Genomic DNA, 23,300 nt, shown 5'->3' with positions numbered 1-23,300 from the left:
ATTGCCTCATTTGAAAGATGTTTGCATTGTCTCTGGTGGACACGCTGGAACAGGACCCAAACCTTGCGCCAGACGCAGCGCATTCAGCACCACCAACAGGGAACTGAGTGCCATGCCCAAACCTGCAGCCCAGGCAGGCAACAAGCCCATCACTGCCAACGGCACACAGGCTACGTTGTAAAAGGCGGCCCACACGAGATTCTGTTTGACCACGCGCACGGTATGACGGCTGCGCAACACCGTGCTGACCAGAACACTTAACTGCCCACCCATCAGTACAAAATCAGCTTTCGATTGCGCCAATGGCAAAGCTTGGCCCAGCGCAAACGACACGTCGGCACCCGCCAAGACCGGGCCATCGTTCAAACCATCGCCGACCATGGCCACTTTGTGGCCTTGCGCCTGCCGAACTTGGAGTGCCTGCAATTTGTCTTGTGGATTGCAAGCGCCTTGAGCATCGGCAATGCCGACCGATTGGGCCACCTGCGTCACGGCGGCTTGACCATCACCCGATAAGATTTTGAGCGTCAGACCCATTTCTTTCAATGCCTGAACTACGCCAGCGGCTTCAGATCGCACCTCTTCTGCCAATTCAAAAGTAGCCAGCCAGCCCGAATCGTCGGCCAAGCTGACTTGCAAATGGTGGCCGTTAAAAACAGGGGCTTGGCAAAAAGCAGCTGAACCCAGCCGCAATAACACCGCAGTACCGCCGTTGCTGCACAACAGACCACAAACGCCCTGCCCGGCTTGCTCTGAGAATTTTTGGGCAAGTAATGCCTCCAACGCGGGCAACTCACCTGCTGCCTCTGCTTGTTGTCTGGCCTCAGACCATAGCGCACGGGATACCGGGTGCAATGAGTGACGGGCCAGGCTCGCTGCCCAGGCTAGCGCCTGTTCAGGCCGGACACCTGACCGGGTGTGGGTGCGCACGACCTGAAGCGCATCACGGGTTAAGGTGCCTGTTTTGTCAAAAATGACGGTGTCGATGCTGGCCAGATTTTGCAAAGCCTCTAGCCTGCGGACCAATACGCCGCTGCGGGCCAGTGCCCCTGCGGTGGCCAGCATCGCCGCTGGGGTAGCCAGTGACAACGCGCAAGGACAGGTCACGATCAGCACAGCCACTGCCACCATCAAGGCACGCGCCGGATCGGTGGGCCACCAGTAAATGGCAGAGCCCAGGGATGCCAGCAACACGGCCACCAAAAAAGGCTTGGCCCAGCGGTCTACTAACAAAGCCATGGCCGGCTTGGACACCGACGCGCTTTCCATCAAAGCCACAATCTGGGCGTAGCGGGTAGCGGCTCCAACCTGCTCAATTTGGACTTCCAGGATCCCGCTCAGGTTGTGGCTGCCCGCAATGACGCGGTCACCGGCTTGACGCGACAAGGGCAAGGACTCACCGGTCAGCAACGCTTCATCCACTTGAGTTTGACCGGAGAGCACGCGCCCATCACCTGCAAAGGCTTCCCCGGGCAGGACCTCAATCACATCACCGACCGCCAGACTCCTGATTGAAATAAGCGCCCATGTGCCATTGGACTGTCGCTTGCGGACACTGTCGGGCAGCCGGTTAAGCACAGCTTCCAGAGCCCCTGCCGTGCGGTCACGCAAACGCAGTTCCAGCCAACGCCCCAACAGCAAAAAGAAAACGAACATGGTCAATGAGTCGAAATAAACTTCAGCACCAAATGGGCCGTTCGGCTCAAAAGTCCCCAAGCTGCTGACCCCAAAAGTCACCACCATGCCCAAAGCCACAGGCAAGTCCATGCTGATCTGCCGCTCGCGCAAATCGCGCCAGGCACTGGCAAAAAATGGCGCGCACGAAAAAAAGACAACGGGCAATGAAAGCACCCACGAAGCCCAGCGCAATAAATGCATGGATTCGGCCGAGATCTCACCCGGAAGTGACAAATAAGCCGGGGTGGCGTACATCATCACCTGCATCATGCACATGGCCGCCACCGACAAGCGCCACACCATGCGACGCGCCTCTTGGCGTCGTCTTTCGTGGGCATGGGCATCGTTGGCGGGAATGGCCTTGTAGCCAAAACGTTCTACAGATTGCATCCACTCAGAAGGTCGTGTTTGCTCTGGCGACCACACCACTTTGCCGCGATGACTGGCTGAACTTATTTGCACCGAAGCCACACCAGGAACGGCACGCAAAGCATCTTCGAGCGTGATGGCGCAAGCTGCGCAATGCATGCCCTCGAACACCACACTCGAACTCCAGCAACCGGTGCTGTCTTGTTCAGGCAAGCTGAAAGCCGCCCACTCCTTAGGATCGTCCAAGAGCGTCAAACGGTCAGCGCCCTGCGCAGGCATCGCTGCCTGCCCAGCCAAGATGCCAGCAGGCACATCGGGCATGGCGGGTATTTCAGGCAAAACATTGACTTGAGTCATGTTCCTACGATACGACATCAGCAGCGCACAAAGCTTGATGTGCATCAATTGATGAAGGGCCTACGTCTTCTAAGCTGGAGTTTTACAACCCTCTGGAGCACTTCATGTACAAACGCATTCTCGTGGCCACCGATGGTTCTGCCTTGTCTAAAAAAGCCGTTGCCAGCGCCATTGCGTTGGCCGCGACTTGTGGCGCGGAATTGGTCGCGCTGAAGGTGGTGCCGCGTTACCCTCAAGCCTATTTTGAGGGCAGCATTCCCCTGTCGGCAGATGAGATTTCGCGCGTTGAAACGCAATGGACTGAATCAGCCCGTGTTCAGTTAGCAGCCGTGGAAAAAGCAGCCAAAGCCAAAGGCGTAGAAACCAAAGCGGTCACGGTCAAATCCGATGTTGTTTCGGACGCCATCATTGCCGCTGCTAAAAAGCAAAATGCCGATTTGATCGTCATGGCTTCGCATGGGCGCAAAGGCATCAAACGCTTGCTGCTCGGTAGCGAAACCCAACAGGTTTTGACGCACTCTCACACACCGGTGCTGGTTTTGCGCTGATTTCAGGCTCAGCAGACACTTGAAATGGCATGGACTTTGGGCACGCTTGACAAGCGCGCCCGAAGCACAGATCAGCTTGCGAACAAGCCCTTGTATTGTTCACGAAGCAGGTTCTTTTGTACCTTGCCCATGGTGTTTCGTGGCAACTCGGCCACCACAAAACAGCGCTTAGGAATCTTGAAGTTGGCCAGCTTGGCCTTGAGCTCGGCCACGATCGCATCTGGCTGAAGATCGGCACCTGATTTGGCAATGAGCACCGCCACGCCCACCTCGCCAAAGTCAGGGTGGGGCACGCCCACCACGGCGCTCTCAGTCACACCGGGCATTTCATTGATGTAGCCCTCAATTTCGGCAGGGTACACGTTGTAGCCTCCGCTGATGATCAGGTCTTTGCTTCGCCCCACGATCGTCACATAGCCTCGTTCGTCGAACTTGCCCACATCGCCGGTTTTGAAATAACCGTCACCCGTGAACTCTTCGGCGGTTTTTTCGGGCATGCGCCAGTAGCCCTTGAACACATTGGGGCCCTTAACCTGAATATCGCCAATCTCGCCCACCGGCATGTTTTGCTCGTTTTCTCCGCGCACACGCAAAGACACATCGGGCAATGGAAAGCCCACCGTACCGCCTCGCCGCTCGGACTGTTTGGCATACCGATCGTCAGCCGCATAGGGGTTGGAGGTCAGCATGGCCGTTTCGCTCATGCCGTAGCGCTCCAATATGGTGTGACCCGTGCGCGTTTGCCATTCTGTGAACGTCTCAATCAGCAAAGGCGCGGAACCTGCAACGAACAAGCGCATGTTTTTAACAGCTGCCTTGTTCAGCGAAGCTTCGGCCAACATCCGCACATACAGTGTCGGCACGCCCATGAACACGGTGGCCTTCGCCATGTTGGCGATGGCTCGTTGGGGATCGAATTTGGCCATCCAGATCATCTTGCTGCCGTTGATCAGTGCACCGTGTATGGCCACAAACAAGCCGTGCACATGAAAAATCGGCAGCGCGTGGATCAACACATCGCCACGGCCTTCTGGCCCCCCGGACTTCGTCCAACCCCAATAATCCTTGAGCGTGAGCGCATTGCTGAGCATGTTGCCGTGAGTGAGCATCGCGCCTTTGCTGCGACCCGTTGTACCACTGGTGTAAAGAATGGCGGCCAAGTCATCGGCTGTGCGTACCACGGGTTTGTGCTGGTCGCTGTGGCGCGCAGCACGGTCGAGCAAACTGCCCGTGCGGTCCTCGTTGAGGGTAAAGACATGCTGTGTGCCCGCCTTGAACGCGATCTTGCTGACCCAACCAAAATGAGCACCGCTGCAAACCACCACCGCAGGCTCGGCGTTGCCAATGAAATACTCAATCTCGGCACTTTGGTAAGCGGTGTTCAGCGGCAAAAACACATACCCGGCCCGCAAAGTAGCCAAGTACAAAATCATGGCCTCGACCGATTTTTCGACCTGCACGGCGACCCGACTGCCCTCTGGCAAGTCAAGCGATTGCAGCAAGTTGGCCATCATGGCCGTGGCGCGGTCCAGGTCTAACCAGCTGTAGCTCAGCCCATCATCGGTTTCGACGGCCACCGCTGTCAGGTCCGTCGGGAAAGCGGCCCGCAAGGCAGAAAAGAGATTGTGATTGCTCATGACATCAGATCAAAACATTGAAAATGTGGGCACAACCCGGATGCCCAGGTTGTTAACGCCGCGATAAAAAAATCAGTCCAGTTTGGCGCCAGAGGCCTTGACCACTTGCGACCACTTGGCCAGTTCTTTTTTGATGAAAGCATCAAATTGGTTCGTGGTCAGGTTTGGAAATTCAGCCCCCTGCCCCGCCCACACGACTTTGGCTTCATCGGTCAGGCAAGCGCGTCGAATTTCTTCAATAGCCCTTGCTTGGACATCGGCGGGCGTACCTTTTGGAGCCCACACGCCATACCAGGTTGAGACGGTGTAATCGGGCAAACCCAACTCGGCGGAGCAAGGTACATCCGGGAAAGCCGGGTTGCGCTTGCTGCCAGACACCATCATGGCCTTGATGCGGCCGCCCTTGATGTGCGTAGCCGAAGATCCCAGGCCGTCAAACATCATGTCGACATTGCCCGCAATCAGGTCTTGCAAGGCCGGGCCTGCTCCGCGATATGGGATGTGGGTAATGAAGGTGTTGGTTTGTAGCTTGAACAGCTCGCCCGCCAAATGGTGCGAGGTGCCGCCGCCGGCTGAGCCGTAATTCAGACGGCCAGGGTTCTTTTTGACAAAATCCAAGAAGGCTTTGAAGTCGGCCGCTTGGACCTTCTTGGGGTTGACCACCAGCACTTGGGGCACGCTGGCGACCTGGATCAATGGAATCAAGTCGCGTTCGAGGTCGTAGTCCAGCTTGGGATACATGCTGGGCGCAATGGTGTGGTGAACGGCGCCCATGAACAAGGTGTAGCCGTCGGGTGTCGCCTTGGCCGCAATACCGGCCCCTAAGGTGCCCCCTGCTCCGCCCCGGTTGTCGACGATCAACTGTTTGCCAGTCAGCCTGGAAAATTGAGCCGACATGGGCCGCGCGAAAGCGTCTGTGCCGCCACCGGCCGGGAAAGGCACGACCATCGTGACGGGTTTAGCGGGCCAAGCCGATTGCGCCCACGCGGGCATGGCAGCACTGGCAGATGCCGCAAGGCCCCACTTGAGCCAATCGCGGCGGTCGCTGCAGGTGTGAATGGATTTTTTCATGGGTTTGTCTCCTTAGTTATAAAAATGGAAGCGGGTCTTTTCTCACAAAAACAGCTTGTCTACGTCGCTGGACACAGGGGCCTTACTGGTCGCCAGCATTTGACGGTGCTTGTCAATTTTCCGCAAGTCGTACAAATAATTGACCATCAAACCCCAAGATTGTTTGAGCCCTTTGGTAGACAAATCGGCCCCCCAGTGAATGTGCTCCACTCTGGCGCCATTGCCCAAGTGGAAGCGGGCCACAGGATCGGTGGGTCGATCATCGATCAGCTCTTTGCCCAGGTATTGCGCAGCACAAGCCAGCAACCATTGACGCAGCGCGGAGCGGTCATCGAGTGTGACCACCGTGTCAAGGGCAGACAGCACATGCGCGGCGGTTGGCGGCTCGAATCCGACAGCAAGACCCAACTGGCCTCGCATTTTTTCCGGTGTCTGATCCAGCATGCGGGCCGCGTTTTTCGTGAGCCAAGAACGCAATCCGGGAATGGGGGACAAAGTGGCAAAGACTTTGAGTTTTGGAAAATCTGCCCGCAAAGTTTCCACCACCCGCTTGATCAGGGAGTCACCAAAGCTCACCCCTTTCAAGCCCGTCTGTGTGTTGCTGATGGAGTAAAAAATCGCGGTCGTGGCCTTGCTCAGATCAACCGCCGCCGCCGACTCGTCCAGTAGCGGGCTGATGCTGGAGGCCATCTCGTCCATGAACGCTACTTCCACAAAAATCAGCGGCTCATCGGGCAAGCGTGGGTGGAAGAATCCGTAGCAACGGCGGTCAGAATCAAGCCGATTCTTGACGTCGCCCCAGCTCTTGATGTCGTGCACCGCTTCGTACTTGATCAGTTTTTCGACCAGACTGGCAGGCGAATCCCAGCTGATGCGGCGCAACTCCAAAAACGCCACATCGAACCAAGTGGTGAACAGGTTTTCCAACTCGGCCTCAAGGGCCAAAAGCCGCTTATTGCCTTTGAGCACGGGCAGCAGTTGCGCCCGCAGATCCACCAGAAAACGCATGCCTTCGGGGAAAACCGCAAAACGTTGAAGCAAACGGGTCCGTGGCGACACCAGGGCCTTGCGCAAACGGATCTCGGCAACACCTTCGTCGGGTGTGCCCACGGCCGCTTCGTACTGCTCACGCGCAGCCTTGACCTTGCTTGCATCTGGCGCAAACTGCTCGCTCATCAGCAGCCAACAGTCTTCCCGCTGCTCGGGCGTGGCCTTGCTGTACCACTGGGCCACACCCCGCGCGCGTTTGCCGCCCTCGACCTCGCTCACACTGGGGTCCACGATCGCTTGCAACTCGATCAAGGTTCGGCGCAAAACGCGGGGCGACAAAGCCTCTTGATTTTGACGCAAAGTGGCATTGAGCCGCTCGCGTGAGGAACGAACAAGCGCTTCTTTGCCGACTGCGGGCTTGCTCGTGCGGCTTTCTGGTTTGCTGTCGGTCGTTATCGCCTTGCTGGCCCCTTGGCGCTTGCCTGCAGGCAGCCAACCCGCCACCGTTCGGCCAATCCACTCAGAAGTGTTCATGTTGAAACCCCGTGCTTAACCTGTTCCAGGTTGCTGACGCTGATTCGGCTTTTGTTCTGGCGGGCCAGCAAGCGCAAAGCCTCGCGCTGTTGCGTCAAATGGTTTCGCATGGCCGCATCGGCCCCTTCGGCGTCCCGTGCTTTGAGGGCTGCAAAAATCACCATGTGCTCATTCAAAGACTGGCTCAAACGCCCCGGCGCATTGAGCTGCTGCAAACGGGCCAGCTTGAGGATCTTGCGCAAATCGCCGATCACCTGGGCCAGCCATTTGTTGCCCGCCATGGCGATGATGGCCTCATGAATCGCGTAGTTGGCTGCGTAGTACTGGGGGATCAGGCCATGTGCCGCACTGTCTTCAAGTTGGTGGTGCAGCACATCGAGCGTGGCGATGTCAGCGTCAGTGGCCTGCTGTGTTGCCTCGAAGGCGCAGCGTCCTTCAAGCAAGGCAATGACCGGAAATATTTCGTCCAAGTCCTGCTCGCTGACTTGGTTGACAAAACAGCCGCGCCGGGGCTCGTGCCGGATCAGACCTTCGGCCGTCAGCACCTTGAGCGCCTCTCTCAGCGGGGTGCGCGAAACGGCCAGCTGCTCACAAAGCAGGGTTTCGTCCACAAAGGCACCCGGCGACAACTCACCACCAAAGATCAGGTCGCGCAGTTGCTGCGCCACTTGGTCATGCATGGAGTTGACGTGTCCGGACATCGGTGTCTTTCTGTAATTTCTGGTAATTATGAGTAATTACAAGCAATCCAGCGAGCCATGTCGGCGAAACGAGACACTTTTAAGCCTCAGGACTTACCCTGATTCAAAGCCGATCAAACCGTTAAAGCAGGTAAATCACTGGAAGTTAAGCAACAGCACTGTCCTGGCACTGGACCGCTGAAAACCGCTTGGCACTGCGCGCTCAGGTCGCGCGGCGATCGCACCACAGCCACAAGACAGCGCCACCCAAAATCATGGGCACACACAGCCACTGTCCCATGCTCATGCCCAGGCTCAAGAGGCCCAGATGCGCATCGGGTTCGCGGAAGTATTCAGCCACGAAGCGGAACACGCCATAGCCGAACAAGAAAGCAGCCGCCACCTGCCCTTGCTGGCGCGGCTTGCGGGCATAAAGCCACAGCAGCACAAACAACAACAACCCTTCTATCAGGAACTGGTAGATCTGCGAGGGGTGGCGCGGCGCATCGCCCGCGCCGCGGAAAAGCATGGCCCAAGGCAAGGATGGATCGGCCACACGGCCCCACAGTTCACCGTTGATGAAATTACCGACTCGGCCAGCGGCAAGTCCTGTGGGCACGCAAGGTGCCACCAAGTCCATGACTTGCAAAAACGCCCTTTTACGCGAGAAAGCAAACCACAGCATGGCAGCGATCACGCCCAGCATGCCGCCATGAAAACTCATCCCGCCTTGCCAGACCGCAAAAACCTCCAGCGGGTTGGCCAGGTAATAAGCCGGTTTGTAAAACAGGCAATAGCCAATACGCCCACCGAGGATGACGCCCAACACCCCCAAAAACAAAATGTCTTCGATGTCACGCTTTTGCCATTGCGACATGTTTTTGAAGGGCAAGTGCCCCAGACGACGCGTGCCCAGCCAATAAAACAGGCCGAAAGCTGCCAAGTAAGTCAAGCCATACCAATGCACGGCCAGTGGCCCCAACTGCAGGGCGACAGGGTCAATTTGAGGGTGAATCAGCATGGGATTTGCGCGGGAGCGGCATGACAGACAAATCGCCGGTCATGCCACAGGGCTGTATCAATCGAGCAGCGACAAGTCGCGCACGGCACCTTTGTCGGCGGATGTGGCCAACAAAGCATAGGCTTTGAGTGCCGCCGAAATTTTCCGCGGGCGTGGCAGCGCGGGCTTCCAACCCAACTGGTCTTGCTCGACACGGCGCTTGGCCAACTCTTCATCGCTCACCAGCACGTTGATGCTGCGGTTCGGGATGTCGATGCGGATGCGGTCGCCGTTTTTGACCAAGCCAATGGTGCCGCCGGCTGCTGCTTCGGGAGAGCAGTGGCCGATCGACAAACCCGATGTACCGCCCGAAAAGCGGCCATCGGTCAGCAAGGCACAGGCTTTGCCCAGACCTTTGGACTTGATGTAGCTGGTGGGATACAGCATTTCTTGCATGCCGGGGCCACCTTTGGGGCCTTCGTAGCGCACCACCACGATGTCGCCCGCCTTGACCTTGTCGCTCAAGATGTTTTCGACCGCTTCGTCTTGCGACTCCACCACATGGGCGGGGCCTTCAAACACCATCAGGCTGTCGTCCACACCCGCGGTCTTGACCACGCAACCATCCAGCGCAATGTTGCCGCGCAGGACAGCCAAGCCGCCTTCTTGGTTGAACGCATGGGCCAATGAACGGATGCAGCCTTCGGCACGGTCGGTGTCCAGACTCGGCCAACGGGTGTTCTGGCTGAAAGCCACCTGAGTCGGGATGCCTGCGGGGCCTGCCATGTAAAACTTTTTGACCGCCTCGCTGGGGTTGCGTGCAATGTCCCACTCGTCCAGGACTTGCTTCATGGTCTTGCCCAAAACGGTGCCCACATCGGTGTGCAGCTTACCTGCCCGGTCCAACTCGCCCAAGATGCCCATGATGCCGCCTGCGCGGTGCACGTCTTCGATGTGGTACTTGTTGGTGTTGGGTGCGACCTTGCACAGCTGCGGCACGATTTTCGACATGCGGTCGATGTCGGCCATGGTGAATTCAATTTCGGCCTCCTGAGCAATCGCCAGGATGTGCAGGATGGTGTTGGTGGAGCCGCCCATCGCGATGTCCAGGGCAATGGCGTTTTCAAACGCTTTGAAACCCATGGAGCGCGGCAACACCGAGGCGTCTTCTTGCTCGTAATAGCGTTTGCACAAATCTACAATCGTGCGACCCGCTTGCTTGAACAGTTCTTCGCGATCGGCGTGTGTGGCCAACACCGTGCCGTTGCCCGGCAAGGCCAAGCCCAGCGCTTCGGCCAAGCAGTTCATCGAGTTGGCGGTGAACATGCCCGAGCACGAACCGCAGGTCGGGCAAGCCGAGCGCTCGACTTCGGCCAAATCGGCATCACTCACTTTGTCGTCGGCCGCCATCACCATGGCGTCGATCAGGTCGAGTTTTTTGAATTCCATGACCTGCGTTTGCGGGTTGGCCAAGCGCACTTTGCCCGCTTCCATCGGGCCACCCGACACGAAGATCACGGGGATGTTCAAGCGCATGGCGGCCATCAGCATGCCGGGGGTGATCTTGTCGCAGTTGGAGATGCAGACAATCGCATCGGCACAATGCGCGTTGACCATGTACTCGACCGAGTCGGCAATGATGTCGCGGCTAGGCAGCGAGTAAAGCATGCCGTCGTGGCCCATGGCGATGCCGTCGTCCACGGCAATGGTGTTGAACTCTTTGGCCACACCGCCTGCCGCCTCAATCTCGCGTGCTACCAGTTGGCCCAAATCCTTCAAATGCACATGGCCCGGGACAAACTGGGTGAACGAGTTGGCAATGGCGATGATCGGCTTGCTGAAATCATCGTCCTTCATGCCTGTGGCACGCCACAATGAACGGGCACCCGCCATGTTGCGGCCGGCAGTGGATGTCTTGGAACGGTAAGCGGGCATCAAAGGCTCCTGTCAGGAATTCATGAAAAAAGTCACAGGATTATGGCCCACACCCATAGACCGGGTTGCGCATCAGGCCAAGACAAATCGGCATCTTTACAGCAAGGGGATCCGGCTACACTCCACCGTCCAGCGCCTTGAGGGCCAATGATGGACTCCTTATCCAACTCCTCCATTAAACGACATGAAAAAAATCGTACTTGCCCTGACCCTGACTGCGGCCAGCGCAGCCCCAGCTTTGGCCGACTTGGCATTGGCAACATCCAAAAATTGCATGGCTTGCCATGCGGTTGACAAAAAACTCGTGGGTCCCAGCTACAAAGACGTTGCAGCAAAATACAAAGCAGACAAAACAGCTGCGGACAAGCTGGCCACCAAAATCATCAAAGGCGGCTCTGGCGTCTGGGGCCCTATCCCCATGCCCTCCAACCCTCAGGTCAATGAGGCCGATGCCAAAATACTGGCCGCTTGGGTATTGAGCGCCAAGTAATTGCGCCGCCCCATAGAAAAAGCCCGCTGTGCTCAGCGGGCTTTTTTGCATTTTGACATCCATTCAAACAGGTCGGGGCCTGTCTGAACCGGTCAAACGGTCACAGGCCGATGGCTGCAATGCCTGCCTTGGCGACCTGGGCATCTTCGTTCGACTTGACGCCGCTCACGCCCACAGCGCCCAAGCAGAAACCATCTTTCATGATCGGCACGCCACCTTCGAGCATGCCCTTGATCGTGGGCGCAGACAAAAAGGACGTGCGTCCACCGTTGATGACGTCTTCGTAACCTTTGGTTTCGCGGCGACCCAAAGCGGCCGTGTGGGCTTTGGCCGGGGCGATGTGCGAGGACACAGGGGCTGCGCCATCCAGACGGGCAAAGTGCAACAGATGGCCTCCCCCATCCACAATGGCGATGCTGACTGCCCAGTTGTTCTTGACAGCTTCGGCTTCGGCCGCTGCAGCAATGGCTTTGACATCGGACAGTTCGAGGGTGGCTTGGGTTTTCATGGGTATTTGCGAGGCTGAGTTGAAAGACGGCAAGGATACACGGCCAAGGCCAGACCGATTGCACACCCCAGCGCAAAACTGCTTCACCCGGATAACCCCATCATCTGCCGGAAATTACGGGCACAAGCTAACGCCAAACACCCTCACTCTACAATGCAATTGCCCTGAAATCAGGGTTTGAACAGGAGACATTCATGAGCGACCTTCGCACACTCAACACCACCGACTGGGGCCACGGCTCCGATCTGGCGACGCGCCACCGCGTTCTGCGCAACACTTACTGGCTGCTGGCCTTGAGCTTGCTGCCCACCGTTTTGGGGGCCTGGCTGGGCGTGAGCACCGGCATCACCCGTTCGCTTTCTGGCGGCGTGGGTCTGGTGGTTTTCATGGCCGGAGCCTTCGGTTTCATGTTTGCCATCGAAAAGACCAAAAACTCGGCTGCGGGCGTGCCCGTGTTGCTGGCCTTCACCTTCTTCATGGGCCTGATGCTCTCGCGCATGATCGCCATGGTGCTGGGTTTCAAAAACGGCGCTGACCTGATCATGACCGCCTTTGCCGGCACGGCAGGCGTGTTCTTTGTCATGGCCAGCTTGGCCAGCACCATCAAACGTGACATTTCGGGCATGTCCAAGTGGCTGTTTGTAGGGGCCTTGGCCATCATGATTGGCGGCATCATCAACGTCTTTGTCGGCTCCACAGTCGGCATGATGGTGATCTCAGTCATGGCCATTGGCATCTTCAGTGCCTACATGTTGTACGACTTGAAGCAAATCATCGACGGCGGCGAGACCAACTACATCAGCGCCACTTTGGCCTTGTACCTGGATATCTTCAACGTGTTCCAAAGCCTGCTGGCCTTGCTGGGCATCATGGGCGGCGAACGCGACTGATCTCGGTCATTTCCCCCACAACACAAAGGCTCCCTCGGGAGCCTTTGTTGTTGGTGCGGTGCCGCTCAGAGCTGGCTTGTAGGCCAGCGACTCATGCCAGCTCGAACACCGCCATGCTTTCCACGTGCGCCGTGTGCGCAAACATGTTGATCACCCCGGCATTCACACAGCGATAGCCCGCACGGTGCACCAGAATATCCGCATCACGGGCCAAGGTTGCAGGGTTGCAACTCACATACACAATGCGCTGCGGAGGCGTCCAGCCTTGGCGCAAATCGCGGTTCTCATTCAGCTCGGCCAGTGCTTTGCTCAAGGCAAAAGCACCTTCACGCGGTGGGTCCACCAGCCATTTATCGGCCGTGCCATCGGCCACCAGCATCTCGGGTGTCATGTCAAACAGGTTGCGGGCCACAAATTGCGTCGGGGCCAATGCCTGGCCTTGCGGGCGACTGGCTTGGTTGCGGGCGTAGTTGTCGCGGGATCGAGCGACCAGCGTCTCGGCACCTTCAATGCCCAGCACCTCCCCCGCTTGCGTGGCGATGGGCAAGGTGAAGTTGCCAAGACCGCAAAACCAGTCGATCACGCGCTCGTGCTTTTGAGCGTTCAACAAACGCAAGGCACGGGTCACCAAAACCCGGTTGATGAAGGGGTTGACCTGGGTGAAATCGGTGGGCCTGAAGGGCATAGTGATACCAAAGTCGGGCAGACCGTAACTCAGCTGCAGGCCGCCCTCGTCCAGCAGCTGCACCGTGTCGGGCCCCTTGGGCTGCAACCACCACTGCACATTCTGTTCAGCAGCAAACGTGCGCAGCAAGGCTTTGTCACCTTCGCTCAAGGGCTCCATATGGCGTAAAACCAAAGCCGTTACCTCATCGCCGCAAGCCAACTCCAGCTGAGGCAGGGTTTCACGGGCCTCCATTTGGCTGATCAGCGCACGCAGTGGCAGCAACATTTGACTCACATGGGGCGGCAACACCGGGCACACCTTCATGTCAGCGATATATCGGCTCTTGCGCTCGTGAAACCCAATCAGCACTTCGCCCTTTTTGATCACATAGCGCACCGACAAACGGGCACGATAACGGTAACCCCAAGTCGGCCCCTCTATGGGGCGCAGCATGGTTTCAGCTTTGACCTTGCCCAAATGCCACAAGTTGTCTTCAAGCACGCGTTGCTTGATAGCCACTTGGGCCGAGACCTCCAGGTGCTGCATCTTGCAGCCGCCGCAAGAGCCTGTGTGCAGACCAAAGTGGGGGCAGCCGGGGCGCACGCGTTGCGACGATTCGTGGTGAATCTCGGTCACGGTGCCGTGCTCAAAGCTGCTTTTCTTGCGTCCGACCTGGACCGAAACCAGCTCAAAAGGCAAGGCACCCTCAATAAAAACCACTTTTCCATCGGGCCTGCGGGCGATGCCCTGGGCATCCATGTCCAAAGAGTTGACTCGCAACCAGCCTTCTGGCAGGTCGGAGCTGTAACTGTTTTGTGTTTCTAAGGGGGATGGGGAAAGGGGTAGATCATGTTCGCTCATGCCCCGATTGTCTCAGCATGTCGGGCAAGGCTTGGCGTGACGCAGCACCCTTTAGGTTGAAAAACTCAGTTCCAAGCTTGCAAATATTCCTGCCAATGAGGTTCTTGCGCAGCCAAGGTGCTGACATTTTCTTTGACGAAGCGAATTTCTTGATCGTATTCGGCCTCGGTCAAGCCGCCGCGCATCTTCTGAAAGCGGCAATACAGCAAATAGGTGTTCATTACATCGGTCTCACAGTAGCGCCGAATGTCTTCGGTTTTGCCGGCCAGAAACTGCGCGTGCACTTGCGAGCCGTCCATGCCCAACTTGCCGGGAAAGCCGCAAAGTTTGGCCATTGCGTCCATGGGCGCGTTGTTTTTTGGGGTGTATTTGGCCAACAAGTCCATCAGGTCCAGGTGCCGCAGGTGGTAGCGCGAGATGTAGTTGTTCCACTTGAACTCGCGGTCACTGGCGTTGCCGCCCTCGCCCATGTCCCAGTATTTGTCAGCCACGACGCCATGCTGCAGGCCACGGTAATGCAGCACCGGCAGGTCAAACCCGCTGCCGTTCCAGCTGACCAGCTGGGGTTCGTGCTTTTCGATGGTGTTGAAAAACGTTTGGACAATGCGGCCTTCGCTTTGGCCATCGCGGTCGATAAAGGAATGAACGCGCAGCCCCTCGGCATTTCGGAAGACGCAGCTGATGACCAAAATCCGCTGCAAATACAAAGGCATGAAGTCGCTTTTACCCAGCTCGGCCCGTTCGGCCTTCCATTGGGCATGCACCTGCGCATCGGTCAAATCAGGGGACGCCGGATTGAGCCTGCGCCACCCGGCCACATCCGGCAAGGTTTCGATGTCAAAAACCAGGATGGGCCAGGCCATTGCTCATGCGCCTCAACGGGCTGGCAACAACTTGGCGGGGTCCACGGGCTTGCCTTGCCGGCGCACCTCAAAGTGCAACTTGACTCGGTCAGAGTCGGATTTACCCATTTCGGCGATCTTCTGGCCTTTGCGTACTTTTTGGTCTTCCTTGACCAACAGCGTTTGGTTGTGCGCGTAAGCCGTCAAGAAGGTGTTGTTGTGCTTGAGGATGATCAAGTTGCCATAACCCCTCAAGCCTGAACCGGCATAAACCACCTGGCCGTCTGCAGCGGCGCTGACAGGATCACCGGCTTTGCCGGAGATGTCCAAGCCTTTGTTTTTGACTTCGTCAAACCCAGCGATCAGCGAACCATTGGCAGGCCAGATGAAGCCCAAACCTTCGTCATTGGCCACACCCGTTGAAGCTGGCGCGGATTCTGTTTTGGCCGATGAATTCGCAGCGGGTGCAATCGGGCGAACCACCACGCCAGCGGTTTCGACCGCACCGCCCGGTGGCGCGACACGCAACACTTGGCCCACTTCGATCACATCGGGGTTGGTCAGGTTGTTCCAGCGCGCCAGATCACGCGCCCCTTGCCCATTGTCCAAACCGATGCGGGTCAAGGTGTCGCCACGTTGCACGGTGTAATAACCTGGTTTTCCTGCGTTTTCGCTGCCGGGCATGGGCTTGGCAAGCTCTGCCGCTGGCGTTGCCTGGGTTGAAGAAGACGAACGGCCCATGGCAGTCCGGTCCTCTACCGGAGCAGGTACACGCACCCCAGACGAGCATGCGCTGAGCAGCGCCACAGCCATAGCCATCAAAACCAAGGGACGAGAATGAAAAGATGTAGTCATCGGTATTTACTTGTTCAGGCAACACCTGATTTTAGAGGCACAAAATGCACAGCTTCGAGAACCTGGCGTTCGAACCCCTGTGCCGTTTTCAGAATAACCACCAAAGCTTGGTGCCCTGCAGGTGTGGTGGTCGGCGCAATCAAGCGACCGCCCACAGCCAACTGGTCCAGCCAAGTGTCCGGCACAGCGTCTCCGCCGGCTGCCGAGATGATGCCCGCATAGGGTGCCCCTTTGGGGTAGCCGAGCATGCCATCCCCAAAAATCAAGTGCACATTGTGCAGCCTGAAGGGCCGCAAGTTGGTTCTGGCCTTTTCGTGCAAGCCGCGCAGGCGCTCAATGCTATAGACCTCGGTAGCCACATGGCTGAGCACAGCGGCTTGGTAGCCACAGCCCGTGCCAATCTCGAGAATGCGTCCCAATTTTCCGGGCACATCCTGACACAACAGTTCAATCATGCGCGCCACCACATTGGGCTTGGAGATGGTTTGCCCCAGGCCAATCGGCAAGCTGGTGTCTTCATAGGCTTGGTTGACCAAGCCGCTTTCGACAAAACGATGCCGCTCCACTTGGCTCATGGCATCGAGAACACGGGTGTCTTTGACGCCCTGCTCTGCCAGTTTTCGGACCATGCGTGCGCGAACAGCCCCGGAGTCCAAACCCAGGCCGGACACAGCGGATGCGGTTTTGGGCAAAAGCATAGACGTGGGCTTGGACGCGGTCGAAGCAATGCGGACAGGTGCCGCCGAAGCCGAAGATTTGGCGGAGGCTGGCCCAGATGCCCCTGTTTGAGACAACTTGACCGGAAACCCTGGGCGTTGGCTCATGCAGCGCCTTGGGCCGCCAAACGGTCCAGCGTGTGTGACCAGTGATCCAGGTGCTCGTGATCGGTCAAGTCGACCTTGAGCGGCGTCACCACCACATGGCCCAAACCCGCAGCATGAAAGTCAGTGCCTTCGCTGTCGTCCATAGCAGGGCCCGCGTTGCCGATCCAGTACATGGTCTGGCCACGAGGATCCACCTGGGTGATCACGGGTTCAGCCGCATGACGCCGGCCCAAACGGCAAAGCTTTGCAGCTTTGATTTGCGCCAAGGGCAAATTGGGAATGTTCACATTCAACAGCCACGGCTTGGTCGCCACCAGATCACCCGCCTGCATTTGTTGAACGAGTTCTTTGACACTGGCGGCTGCAGAGTCGACGTGCGCCCAGCCTTTGTCGATTTGAGACACCGCCATGGCGGGAATGCCGAACAGATAGCCTTCCATGGCCGCGCCCACGGTGCCCGAATAAAGGGTGTCATCACCCATGTTCGCGCCGTTGTTGATGCCGGAAATCACCAGGTCGGGACGATAGCCCAACAAGCCGGTCAGCGCGATGTGCACGCAGTCTGCTGGCGTGCCATTGACGTAGCGAAAACCATTCTCAGCACGGTGCACATACAAAGGCGTGTGCAAGGTCAAGGCGTTGGATTTGGCGCTGTTGTTGTGCTCGGGCGCCACCACTTCCACTTCTGCAATGGTTTTCAGCGCCTCATAAAGGGCCACGATCCCTTCAGCGCGAAAGCCATCGTCGTTGGAAATGAGAATTTTCATGCTGTGTCCCGTTCAGTTGTTTTGATTGTAGGCGGCAGCCCCCGCCTTTTGCGCGATCATTGGCCGTTTTTGACAGTCTGGAATTGGTCGCTCGGGGGACATGGCCGAGCTACGTCGACTGCCTAAGATGCACGCCATCAAACAAAGTACCCAACAAGGAGAAGTTGCATGCACGCTTGGCTTTGCGAGAACCCGGTCGGGGTTGACGCGCTCACCTGGAAAGAACTGCCCACGCCAACGCCGGGGCCCGGTCAAGTCCTGATTCAGATTGAAGCCGCTAGTCTGAATTTTCCGGACTTGCTGATCGTTCAAAACAAATACCAGATGAAGCCCGAGCTGCCTTTTGTGCCCGGTTCTGAATACGCGGGCGTGGTGCAAGCCATTGGCGACGGGGTTACGCACCTCAAAGTGGGACAAACCGTGGCCTGCCTTTCGGGCACAGGCGGCTTTGGCACCCACACCCTGGCACCCGCCAAGCTGTGCATGCCTTTGCCCGCGGGGTTTTCTGCCGTCGATGGTGCGGCGTTCATCATGACTTATGCCACCTCGCACCATGCGCTGGTGGACCGTGCGGCCCTGAAAGCCGCTGAAACGGTGCTGGTGCTGGGTGCCGCAGGCGGCGTGGGCACGGCCGCCATCCAGATCGCCAAGGCCATGGGGGCCAAAGTGATTGCGGCGGCATCGACCGACGAAAAATGTGCTTTGTGCACCTCGCTTGGGGCGGACGCCACCATCAATTACAGCCGCGAGAACCTGCGCGAAGCCCTCAAAACACTGACTGAAGGCCGAGGCCCTGACGTGGTCTATGACCCCGTGGGCGGCGACTTGGCCGAACCGGCTTTCCGCTCCATTGCCTGGCGTGGCCGCTACTTGGTGGTGGGTTTTGCGGGCGGCCCCATCCCCGCCCTGCCCTTGAACCTGCCTTTGCTCAAAGGTGCATCCTTGGTAGGGGTCTTTTGGGGTGATTTCGCCAGGCGCGAACCACAAGCCAATGCGGCCATGATGGGCGAGCTGGCGCAGTGGTATGGACAAGGCAAGATCAAACCCGTCATTGACCGCACGATGCCCATGAACGACTTGAAAGCGGCCTATACCTTGATGGGCTCACGCAGCGTCAAAGGCAAACTGGTCATGGTCAATTGAGCTGAACACACCAAGCGGCACCATTTGTTGCGCGATTCTCAAGCGCGAGTGTGAGCGTGAGTTCGATCATGCCCGGTGCATGAAAAAAAGGAGGCCCCTAGGGCCTCCTTTTATGTTGCCTTGCGGCGCAGGTCGACAAGGGTCAGTTGGCTGTGGCTTCTTCGGGCTCAGTGGGCTCAGAGCGTGAAGCGCGGCTTTCCTTCTTGGGGGCGGGCGTAATGTCCAGCAACACCTCGTCCTTGTCGTCGATGTCCACCGTCAGACGACCGCCATCGGTCAGACGTCCAAACAGCAGTTCGTCAGCCAATGCCTTGCGGATGGTGTCTTGGATCAAGCGCTGCATTGGGCGAGCCCCCATGAGCGGGTCAAAACCTTTCTTGCCGAGGAACTTGCGCAATTTATCGGTGAAGGTGACCTCCACTTTCTTCTCGCTCAGTTGCTGTTCCAGTTGCAGCAAGAACTTGTCCACCACACGCAAGATGATCTGCTCGTCCAGAGGCTTGAAGCTGACCATCGCATCGAGGCGGTTGCGGAACTCGGGCGTGAACAATCGCTTGATGTCGCCCATTTCATCACCAGCCTGACGCGGGTTGGTAAAGCCAATGGTGGCCTTGTTCATGGTCTCGGCACCCGCGTTGGTGGTCATGATGATGATCACATTGCGGAAGTCGGCCTTGCGTCCGTTGTTGTCGGTCAAGGTGCCGTGGTCCATGACCTGCAAAAGCACGTTGTAAATATCCGGGTGGGCTTTTTCGATTTCGTCGAGCAAGAGCACGCAATGCGGCTTCTTGGTCACGGCCTCGGTCAGCAAGCCACCTTGGTCAAAACCCACATAACCCGGGGGCGCACCAATCAGGCGACTCACGGCGTGGCGTTCCATGTACTCGGACATGTCGAAGCGGATAAGGTCAATGCCCAAAATGTAGGCGAGTTGTTTGGCCGCTTCGGTCTTGCCCACGCCTGTGGGGCCAGAGAACAAGAAAGAACCAATCGGCTTGTCGGTCTTGCCCAGGCCCGAACGGGCCATCTTGACAGCCGAGGCCAGCACTTCGAGGGCTTTGTCTTGGCCGAACACGACTGACTTGAGGTCGCGCTCGATGGTCTGCAGTTTGCTGCGGTCGTCGTTGGACACGTTGGCGGGCGGAATGCGGGCGATCTTGGCCACGATGTCTTCGATCTCGGCTTTGCCAATCGTCTTTTTGCGCTTGGAGGCCACCTGGATGCGCTGGGCAGCACCGGCTTCGTCAATCACGTCAATCGCCTTGTCGGGCAATTGGCGGTCGTTGATGAACTTGGCCGACAATTCGGCCGCAGCTTGCAAGGCAGCGATCGTGTACTTGACGCTGTGGTGGTCCTCAAAACGGCTTTTGAGGCCTTTGAGAATGTCCACCGTTTCGGACACGGTGGGCTCGACCACGTCCACTTTCTGGAAGCGACGGCTGAGTGCTGCGTCTTTTTCAAAGATGCCACGGTATTCGGTGAAAGTGGTCGCGCCAATGCACTTGAGCTGACCGCTGGACAGCGCAGGTTTGAGCAAGTTGGAGGCATCCAAGGTGCCACCCGAAGCAGCCCCTGCACCAATCAGCGTGTGAATTTCGTCAATGAACAAGATGCCGTTGGGCTTGTCTTTGAGCGACTTGAGCACGCCTTTGAGGCGTTGCTCAAAATCACCGCGGTACTTGGTGCCCGCCAGCAAGGCGCCCATATCGAGCGAATACACCGTGGCTTCGGCCAGGATCTCGGGCACCGTGCCTTGGGTGATGCGCCAGGCCAAGCCCTCGGCAATAGCGGTTTTGCCCACGCCAGCCTCACCCACCAACAGCGGGTTGTTCTTGCGGCGACGGCACAAAATCTGGATCGTGCGCTCGACTTCGTATTCACGGCCGATCAGGGGGTCAATTTTCCCTTCCTTGGCCGCTTGATTCAGGTTGTTCGTGAACTGCTCCAAAGGCGATGCCTTTTCGCTGCGCTCTCCACCTGAGCTGCCCTCTTCGCCATCGCTATTGGCCGGGTTTTCGGCCGATTTGGCAGCTTCTGGCGGGTCGCTTTTGCGAATGCCGTGGGCAATGAAATTGACCACATCCAAACGGGTGATGCCCTGCTGGTGCAGGTAATAAACCGCGTGCGAGTCTTTTTCGCCAAAAATGGCCACCAGCACGTTGGCACCATTCACTTCTTTTTTGCCACTGCCTGTCGACTGCACATGCATGATGGCGCGTTGAATGACCCGCTGAAAACCCAAGGTGGGCTGGGTGTCGACCTCTTCGGTACCCGCGACTTGGGGCGTGTTGTCCTTGATGAAGTTGCTCAAGGCTTTGCGCAGATCGTCAATGTTGGCCGCACACGCACGCAAGACTTCCGCTGCACTGGGGTTGTCCAGCAAAGCCAAAAGCAGGTGCTCAACGGTGATGAATTCGTGGCGCTGCTGACGGGCCTCTACAAAGGCCATGTGCAAGCTGACTTCCAATTCTTGGGCAATCATGTGATTTCCTTTTTGCCTTGCTGAGAGAGATAAAAACGATGTGGGGGGTAAGCCCCACTATTCAATAGGTTCACTGACGCATTGCAGTGGATGGCCGGCCTGTTTGGCAGCATCCAGCACTTGGTCGACCTTGGTCGCCGCCACGTCGCGGGAGTAAACCCCGCAAATACCTTTACCGTCCAGGTGGATCTTGAGCATGATTTGCGTAGCCGCTTCGCGGTCTTTGCTGAAAAACTCTTGTATCACCATCACCACGAATTCCATGGGGGTGTAGTCATCGTTCAGCATCGCCACCTGGTACATCTGGGGCGGTTCAATTTTTTGGGCGCGTCGTTCGAGCACCACCGAATTGCCACCATCTGGCGTTCGGGGTGTCACGGTCGGCAGCGTAGGATTTGCAGGTTTTTTCGTTGCCATGATTTCATTCTATCGAGCCTTTCAAGCCCTTTTAGACCAGGGCCTGAAAAGACTTTGATGCCAGCAGTCCAAAATCAGCCTCCCCCGGGAAAACCTCACATTGACAAAATTGACAAGCGCGATTCACACTGAGACCACAATAACGGAGACATCGTATGCCCAGTGGTACGGTTAAATGGTTCAACGATGCAAAAGGTTTCGGATTCATCCAGCCCGATGGGGGCGGTCCTGACGCTTTTGCCCACTTTTCAGCCATCCAGTCTGAGGGGTACAAAAGCCTGAAAGAAGGCTCCAGGGTCAGTTTTGAGCTCACGGAAGGTCCGAAAGGCCTGATGGCTGCAAACATCCAGGCTGAAAACGCCAATCCAGAGGCGACTTTGCAGCCCATTGGTGAAAGCCCAAACGCTGGGACATGAAAATTCATGGGCTTGGTGTCACAACTCAAGGCTCAAAAGCACCGCCCAGCCGTTATCCTGTGAGGCTTGTTATACGGCCCCGCTTGCTTCTCAACATGAACTTCACTGCTCTATTTGCTTCATTGACCGGTCGCAACTTGCATCGCACACGCACGTTGGCCTTGGCCTTGGCCATGGCGTCTCTGACTTTGTCCGTCTTCGCCCAACAAACGCCACAGCTGCAACTGCCTCGGACCAAGCTGAGTGCGGGCATGCACGTGCTGGATGTGCAGCTTGCCCAGACCAACGAACAACGGCAAATTGGCCTGATGTGGCGCAAGGAAATGCCCCAACACGAAGGCATGTTGTTCGTATTTGAACAACCAGCCACGCAGTGCTTCTGGATGAGAAACACCTTGATTCCGCTGTCTGCGGCCTTTGTCGCCGACGATGGCACCATTGTGAACATCGCCGACATGAAGCCCCAAAGCGATGACTCTCACTGCTCGGAAAAGCCTGTGCGCTACGTTCTGGAAATGAATGTGGGCTGGTTTGCCAAACGCCAACTCAAAGCAGGCTACAAATTGGGCGGTGCTGCCTTCACACGCTGACCCTCAAAAACAGAGAGCCGGCATTGGGTCTTTTTCAAACGCCCCAAACCACGTCAGACTTTTCTAATAAACAGCGCTTGAGCAGTTTGAGCATGGGTGCTGCACGCTGAGCCAAGCTGACGCTCTTTAAAGGCGCGGACTCATCGTCTTCACCAGAATTCAGGGCCTGGGCCTTCTTTGCAACTTGTTTTCTGTCTGACTCATCTTGCGCCACCGCCGATTCGAGTGCCGCGATCGCTCGCGACAAGTCGTTCGATTGAACAATCCCTTTGACAGGGTCATCACCGAGGATGATTTTGAGTAATCGGCGTGCATCAGCTTCCAGCATGATGAGGTCGCTGGTCGCCTGAGATTTGAATTTGAACAACATGCTGCTCTCCTGATGTGAGGGATTCAGCGGCCCACCATCTCCACGCCTTCGTCTTCGTCGGTATCGCCCTGAATCAAGGCTTTGAGTTTATGGCTGGCATGGAAGGTGGCGACACGACGTGCATCAATCGGAATCAATTCTCCGGTCCTTGGATTGCGTCCGGGACGTGCGGCCTTGGTGCGGATCTGGAAGTTGCCAAACCCGGAAATCTTGACGTCATCACCCGAGATCAGGCTGTCGACCACCAAGTCAAAGAACGCATCGACCATGTCCTTGGACTCGCGCTTGTTCAAACCGATCTGCTCAAACAGCAAATCGGCGAGGTGCGCCTTGGTCAGCGCAGGGGTTTCCAGCGATTCAAAACTGATTTGCATGGTGAC

Annotated in this window: 23 protein-coding genes; 6 read left to right on the top strand and 17 right to left on the bottom strand. The window is 57.3% G+C overall.

Annotation, left to right across the window (positions count from 1 at the left end; all coding sequences use genetic code 11):
* Positions 1-6: 6 nt before the first annotated feature.
* Complete coding sequence (locus BN3544_RS04165; RefSeq protein WP_019428922.1) at positions 7-2,403, bottom strand: heavy metal translocating P-type ATPase; 2,397 nt, start codon at positions 2,401-2,403, stop codon at positions 7-9.
* Positions 2,404-2,507: 104 nt separating this feature from the next.
* Here BN3544_RS04165 and BN3544_RS04160 point away from each other — a divergent pair, with 104 nt between their 5' ends.
* On the top strand, positions 2,508-2,951 hold the full coding sequence (locus BN3544_RS04160) for a universal stress protein (RefSeq protein WP_019428921.1): 444 nt from the start codon (positions 2,508-2,510) through the stop codon (positions 2,949-2,951).
* Between the two features lie 71 nt (positions 2,952-3,022).
* On the opposite strand, the gene BN3544_RS04155 is transcribed toward BN3544_RS04160, so the two are convergent.
* From BN3544_RS04155 to ilvD, 6 genes are all read right to left on the bottom strand, one after another.
* Positions 3,023-4,588, bottom strand: a complete 1,566-nt coding sequence (locus BN3544_RS04155) for a malonate--CoA ligase (RefSeq protein ID WP_019428920.1) — start codon at positions 4,586-4,588, stop codon at positions 3,023-3,025.
* Between the two features lie 72 nt (positions 4,589-4,660).
* The gene (locus tag BN3544_RS04150; protein ID WP_019428919.1) at positions 4,661-5,659 is read right to left on the bottom strand and encodes a Bug family tripartite tricarboxylate transporter substrate binding protein; all 999 of its coding nucleotides are present in this window, start codon (positions 5,657-5,659) and stop codon (positions 4,661-4,663) included.
* Between the two features lie 42 nt (positions 5,660-5,701).
* Entirely contained in the window at positions 5,702-7,183 is a 1,482-nt protein-coding gene (locus BN3544_RS04145) for a malonyl-CoA decarboxylase (RefSeq protein ID WP_019428918.1), read from the bottom strand.
* Positions 7,180-7,884, bottom strand: coding sequence for a GntR family transcriptional regulator (locus BN3544_RS04140; RefSeq protein ID WP_050999062.1), 705 nt, complete (start codon positions 7,882-7,884; stop codon positions 7,180-7,182). The genes BN3544_RS04145 and BN3544_RS04140 overlap by 4 nt, the downstream gene beginning before the upstream one ends.
* 202 nt (positions 7,885-8,086) lie before the next feature.
* The gene (lgt, locus tag BN3544_RS04135; RefSeq protein WP_019428916.1) at positions 8,087-8,884 is read right to left on the bottom strand and encodes a prolipoprotein diacylglyceryl transferase; all 798 of its coding nucleotides are present in this window, start codon (positions 8,882-8,884) and stop codon (positions 8,087-8,089) included.
* A gap of 57 nt (positions 8,885-8,941) precedes the next feature.
* On the bottom strand, positions 8,942-10,798 hold the full coding sequence (gene ilvD, locus BN3544_RS04130) for a dihydroxy-acid dehydratase (protein WP_019428915.1): 1,857 nt from the start codon (positions 10,796-10,798) through the stop codon (positions 8,942-8,944).
* A gap of 184 nt (positions 10,799-10,982) precedes the next feature.
* On the opposite strand from ilvD, the gene BN3544_RS04125 reads away from it, so the two are divergent.
* Positions 10,983-11,288 (top strand): c-type cytochrome, encoded by a 306-nt coding sequence (locus tag BN3544_RS04125; protein WP_019428914.1) that lies wholly within the window; start codon positions 10,983-10,985, stop codon positions 11,286-11,288.
* Between the two features lie 100 nt (positions 11,289-11,388).
* Here the strand turns inward: BN3544_RS04125 and BN3544_RS04120 are convergent, their stop codons facing one another.
* Positions 11,389-11,796 (bottom strand): GlcG/HbpS family heme-binding protein, encoded by a 408-nt coding sequence (locus BN3544_RS04120; RefSeq protein ID WP_019428913.1) that lies wholly within the window; start codon positions 11,794-11,796, stop codon positions 11,389-11,391.
* Between the two features lie 194 nt (positions 11,797-11,990).
* On the opposite strand from BN3544_RS04120, the gene BN3544_RS04115 reads away from it, so the two are divergent.
* Positions 11,991-12,686 (top strand): Bax inhibitor-1/YccA family protein, encoded by a 696-nt coding sequence (locus tag BN3544_RS04115; RefSeq protein WP_019428912.1) that lies wholly within the window; start codon positions 11,991-11,993, stop codon positions 12,684-12,686.
* A 91-nt stretch (positions 12,687-12,777) separates the two neighbouring features.
* Here the strand turns inward: BN3544_RS04115 and rlmD are convergent, their stop codons facing one another.
* The 5 genes from rlmD to surE form a co-directional block, all read right to left on the bottom strand.
* Complete coding sequence (gene rlmD, locus BN3544_RS04110; protein WP_026036462.1) at positions 12,778-14,214, bottom strand: 23S rRNA (uracil(1939)-C(5))-methyltransferase RlmD; 1,437 nt, start codon at positions 14,212-14,214, stop codon at positions 12,778-12,780.
* A 65-nt stretch (positions 14,215-14,279) separates the two neighbouring features.
* A complete protein-coding gene (locus tag BN3544_RS04105; protein ID WP_019428910.1) occupies positions 14,280-15,077 on the bottom strand; it encodes a 3'-5' exonuclease in 798 nt (265 codons plus the stop codon).
* A 12-nt stretch (positions 15,078-15,089) separates the two neighbouring features.
* Positions 15,090-15,911 (bottom strand): peptidoglycan DD-metalloendopeptidase family protein, encoded by an 822-nt coding sequence (locus BN3544_RS04100; protein WP_036074679.1) that lies wholly within the window; start codon positions 15,909-15,911, stop codon positions 15,090-15,092.
* A 14-nt stretch (positions 15,912-15,925) separates the two neighbouring features.
* Positions 15,926-16,735 (bottom strand): protein-L-isoaspartate(D-aspartate) O-methyltransferase, encoded by an 810-nt coding sequence (locus BN3544_RS04095; RefSeq protein WP_036074678.1) that lies wholly within the window; start codon positions 16,733-16,735, stop codon positions 15,926-15,928.
* Positions 16,732-17,502 carry a 5'/3'-nucleotidase SurE gene (surE, locus tag BN3544_RS04090; protein WP_019428906.1) on the bottom strand — a complete coding sequence of 257 codons (771 nt, stop codon included), beginning with the start codon at positions 17,500-17,502 and terminating at the stop codon, positions 16,732-16,734. Before surE ends, BN3544_RS04095 begins: the two co-directional genes overlap by 4 nt.
* A 168-nt stretch (positions 17,503-17,670) precedes the next feature.
* Between surE and BN3544_RS04085 the strand changes: the two genes are divergently transcribed.
* A complete protein-coding gene (locus tag BN3544_RS04085; protein ID WP_019428905.1) occupies positions 17,671-18,645 on the top strand; it encodes an NADPH:quinone oxidoreductase family protein in 975 nt (324 codons plus the stop codon).
* Between the two features lie 142 nt (positions 18,646-18,787).
* Here BN3544_RS04085 and clpA read toward each other — a convergent pair whose 3' ends face one another.
* Complete coding sequence (gene clpA / locus BN3544_RS04080; RefSeq protein WP_019428904.1) at positions 18,788-21,127, bottom strand: ATP-dependent Clp protease ATP-binding subunit ClpA; 2,340 nt, start codon at positions 21,125-21,127, stop codon at positions 18,788-18,790.
* 57 nt (positions 21,128-21,184) lie between these two features.
* Entirely contained in the window at positions 21,185-21,544 is a 360-nt protein-coding gene (gene clpS / locus BN3544_RS04075) for an ATP-dependent Clp protease adapter ClpS (RefSeq protein ID WP_019428903.1), read from the bottom strand.
* Positions 21,545-21,699: 155 nt separating this feature from the next.
* Between clpS and BN3544_RS04070 the strand changes: the two genes are divergently transcribed.
* Positions 21,700-21,960, top strand: coding sequence for a cold-shock protein (locus BN3544_RS04070; RefSeq protein ID WP_019428902.1), 261 nt, complete (start codon positions 21,700-21,702; stop codon positions 21,958-21,960).
* A gap of 95 nt (positions 21,961-22,055) precedes the next feature.
* Complete coding sequence (locus tag BN3544_RS04065; protein WP_019428901.1) at positions 22,056-22,550, top strand: DUF192 domain-containing protein; 495 nt, start codon at positions 22,056-22,058, stop codon at positions 22,548-22,550.
* Positions 22,551-22,584: 34 nt separating this feature from the next.
* Here the strand turns inward: BN3544_RS04065 and BN3544_RS04060 are convergent, their stop codons facing one another.
* Positions 22,585-22,920: a DUF1840 domain-containing protein gene (locus BN3544_RS04060; protein ID WP_019428900.1), complete on the bottom strand. Its 336-nt coding sequence runs from the start codon at positions 22,918-22,920 to the stop codon at positions 22,585-22,587.
* Between the two features lie 23 nt (positions 22,921-22,943).
* A complete protein-coding gene (locus BN3544_RS04055; RefSeq protein ID WP_019428899.1) occupies positions 22,944-23,294 on the bottom strand; it encodes an integration host factor subunit alpha in 351 nt (116 codons plus the stop codon).
* Positions 23,295-23,300 lie beyond the last annotated feature (6 nt).

Source organism: Limnohabitans sp. Rim47 (assembly GCF_001517545.1).
Classification (GTDB): Bacteria; Pseudomonadota; Gammaproteobacteria; order Burkholderiales; family Burkholderiaceae_C; genus Limnohabitans_A.
The sequence above is the reverse complement of the archived record's forward strand: the minus strand, read 5'-3'. Positions and strand labels throughout refer to the sequence as shown.

Bases quoted from the DNA above. Each gene is read 5' to 3' on its own strand.
- BN3544_RS04160 (WP_019428921.1), top strand. From the start codon at position 2,508: ATGTACAAACGCATTCTCGTGGCCACCGATGGTTCTGCCTTGTCTAAA.
- clpA (WP_019428904.1), bottom strand. From the start codon at position 21,127: ATGATTGCCCAAGAATTGGAAGTCAGCTTGCACATGGCCTTTGTAGAG.
- lgt (WP_019428916.1), bottom strand. From the start codon at position 8,884: ATGCTGATTCACCCTCAAATTGACCCTGTCGCCCTGCAGTTGGGGCCA.
- BN3544_RS04085 (WP_019428905.1), top strand. From the start codon at position 17,671: ATGCACGCTTGGCTTTGCGAGAACCCGGTCGGGGTTGACGCGCTCACC.
- BN3544_RS04070 (WP_019428902.1), top strand. From the start codon at position 21,700: ATGCCCAGTGGTACGGTTAAATGGTTCAACGATGCAAAAGGTTTCGGA.
- BN3544_RS04055 (WP_019428899.1), bottom strand. From the start codon at position 23,294: ATGCAAATCAGTTTTGAATCGCTGGAAACCCCTGCGCTGACCAAGGCG.
- BN3544_RS04105 (WP_019428910.1), bottom strand. From the start codon at position 15,077: ATGGCCTGGCCCATCCTGGTTTTTGACATCGAAACCTTGCCGGATGTG.
- rlmD (WP_026036462.1), bottom strand. From the start codon at position 14,214: ATGAGCGAACATGATCTACCCCTTTCCCCATCCCCCTTAGAAACACAA.
- clpS (WP_019428903.1), bottom strand. From the start codon at position 21,544: ATGGCAACGAAAAAACCTGCAAATCCTACGCTGCCGACCGTGACACCC.
- BN3544_RS04060 (WP_019428900.1), bottom strand. From the start codon at position 22,920: ATGTTGTTCAAATTCAAATCTCAGGCGACCAGCGACCTCATCATGCTG.
- ilvD (WP_019428915.1), bottom strand. From the start codon at position 10,798: ATGCCCGCTTACCGTTCCAAGACATCCACTGCCGGCCGCAACATGGCG.
- BN3544_RS04150 (WP_019428919.1), bottom strand. From the start codon at position 5,659: ATGAAAAAATCCATTCACACCTGCAGCGACCGCCGCGATTGGCTCAAG.
- BN3544_RS04165 (WP_019428922.1), bottom strand. From the start codon at position 2,403: ATGACTCAAGTCAATGTTTTGCCTGAAATACCCGCCATGCCCGATGTG.
- BN3544_RS04125 (WP_019428914.1), top strand. From the start codon at position 10,983: ATGAAAAAAATCGTACTTGCCCTGACCCTGACTGCGGCCAGCGCAGCC.
- BN3544_RS04065 (WP_019428901.1), top strand. From the start codon at position 22,056: ATGAACTTCACTGCTCTATTTGCTTCATTGACCGGTCGCAACTTGCAT.
- BN3544_RS04145 (WP_019428918.1), bottom strand. From the start codon at position 7,183: ATGAACACTTCTGAGTGGATTGGCCGAACGGTGGCGGGTTGGCTGCCT.
- BN3544_RS04095 (WP_036074678.1), bottom strand. From the start codon at position 16,735: ATGAGCCAACGCCCAGGGTTTCCGGTCAAGTTGTCTCAAACAGGGGCA.
- BN3544_RS04115 (WP_019428912.1), top strand. From the start codon at position 11,991: ATGAGCGACCTTCGCACACTCAACACCACCGACTGGGGCCACGGCTCC.
- surE (WP_019428906.1), bottom strand. From the start codon at position 17,502: ATGAAAATTCTCATTTCCAACGACGATGGCTTTCGCGCTGAAGGGATC.
- BN3544_RS04140 (WP_050999062.1), bottom strand. From the start codon at position 7,884: ATGTCCGGACACGTCAACTCCATGCATGACCAAGTGGCGCAGCAACTG.
- BN3544_RS04100 (WP_036074679.1), bottom strand. From the start codon at position 15,911: ATGACTACATCTTTTCATTCTCGTCCCTTGGTTTTGATGGCTATGGCT.
- BN3544_RS04155 (WP_019428920.1), bottom strand. From the start codon at position 4,588: ATGAGCAATCACAATCTCTTTTCTGCCTTGCGGGCCGCTTTCCCGACG.
- BN3544_RS04120 (WP_019428913.1), bottom strand. From the start codon at position 11,796: ATGAAAACCCAAGCCACCCTCGAACTGTCCGATGTCAAAGCCATTGCT.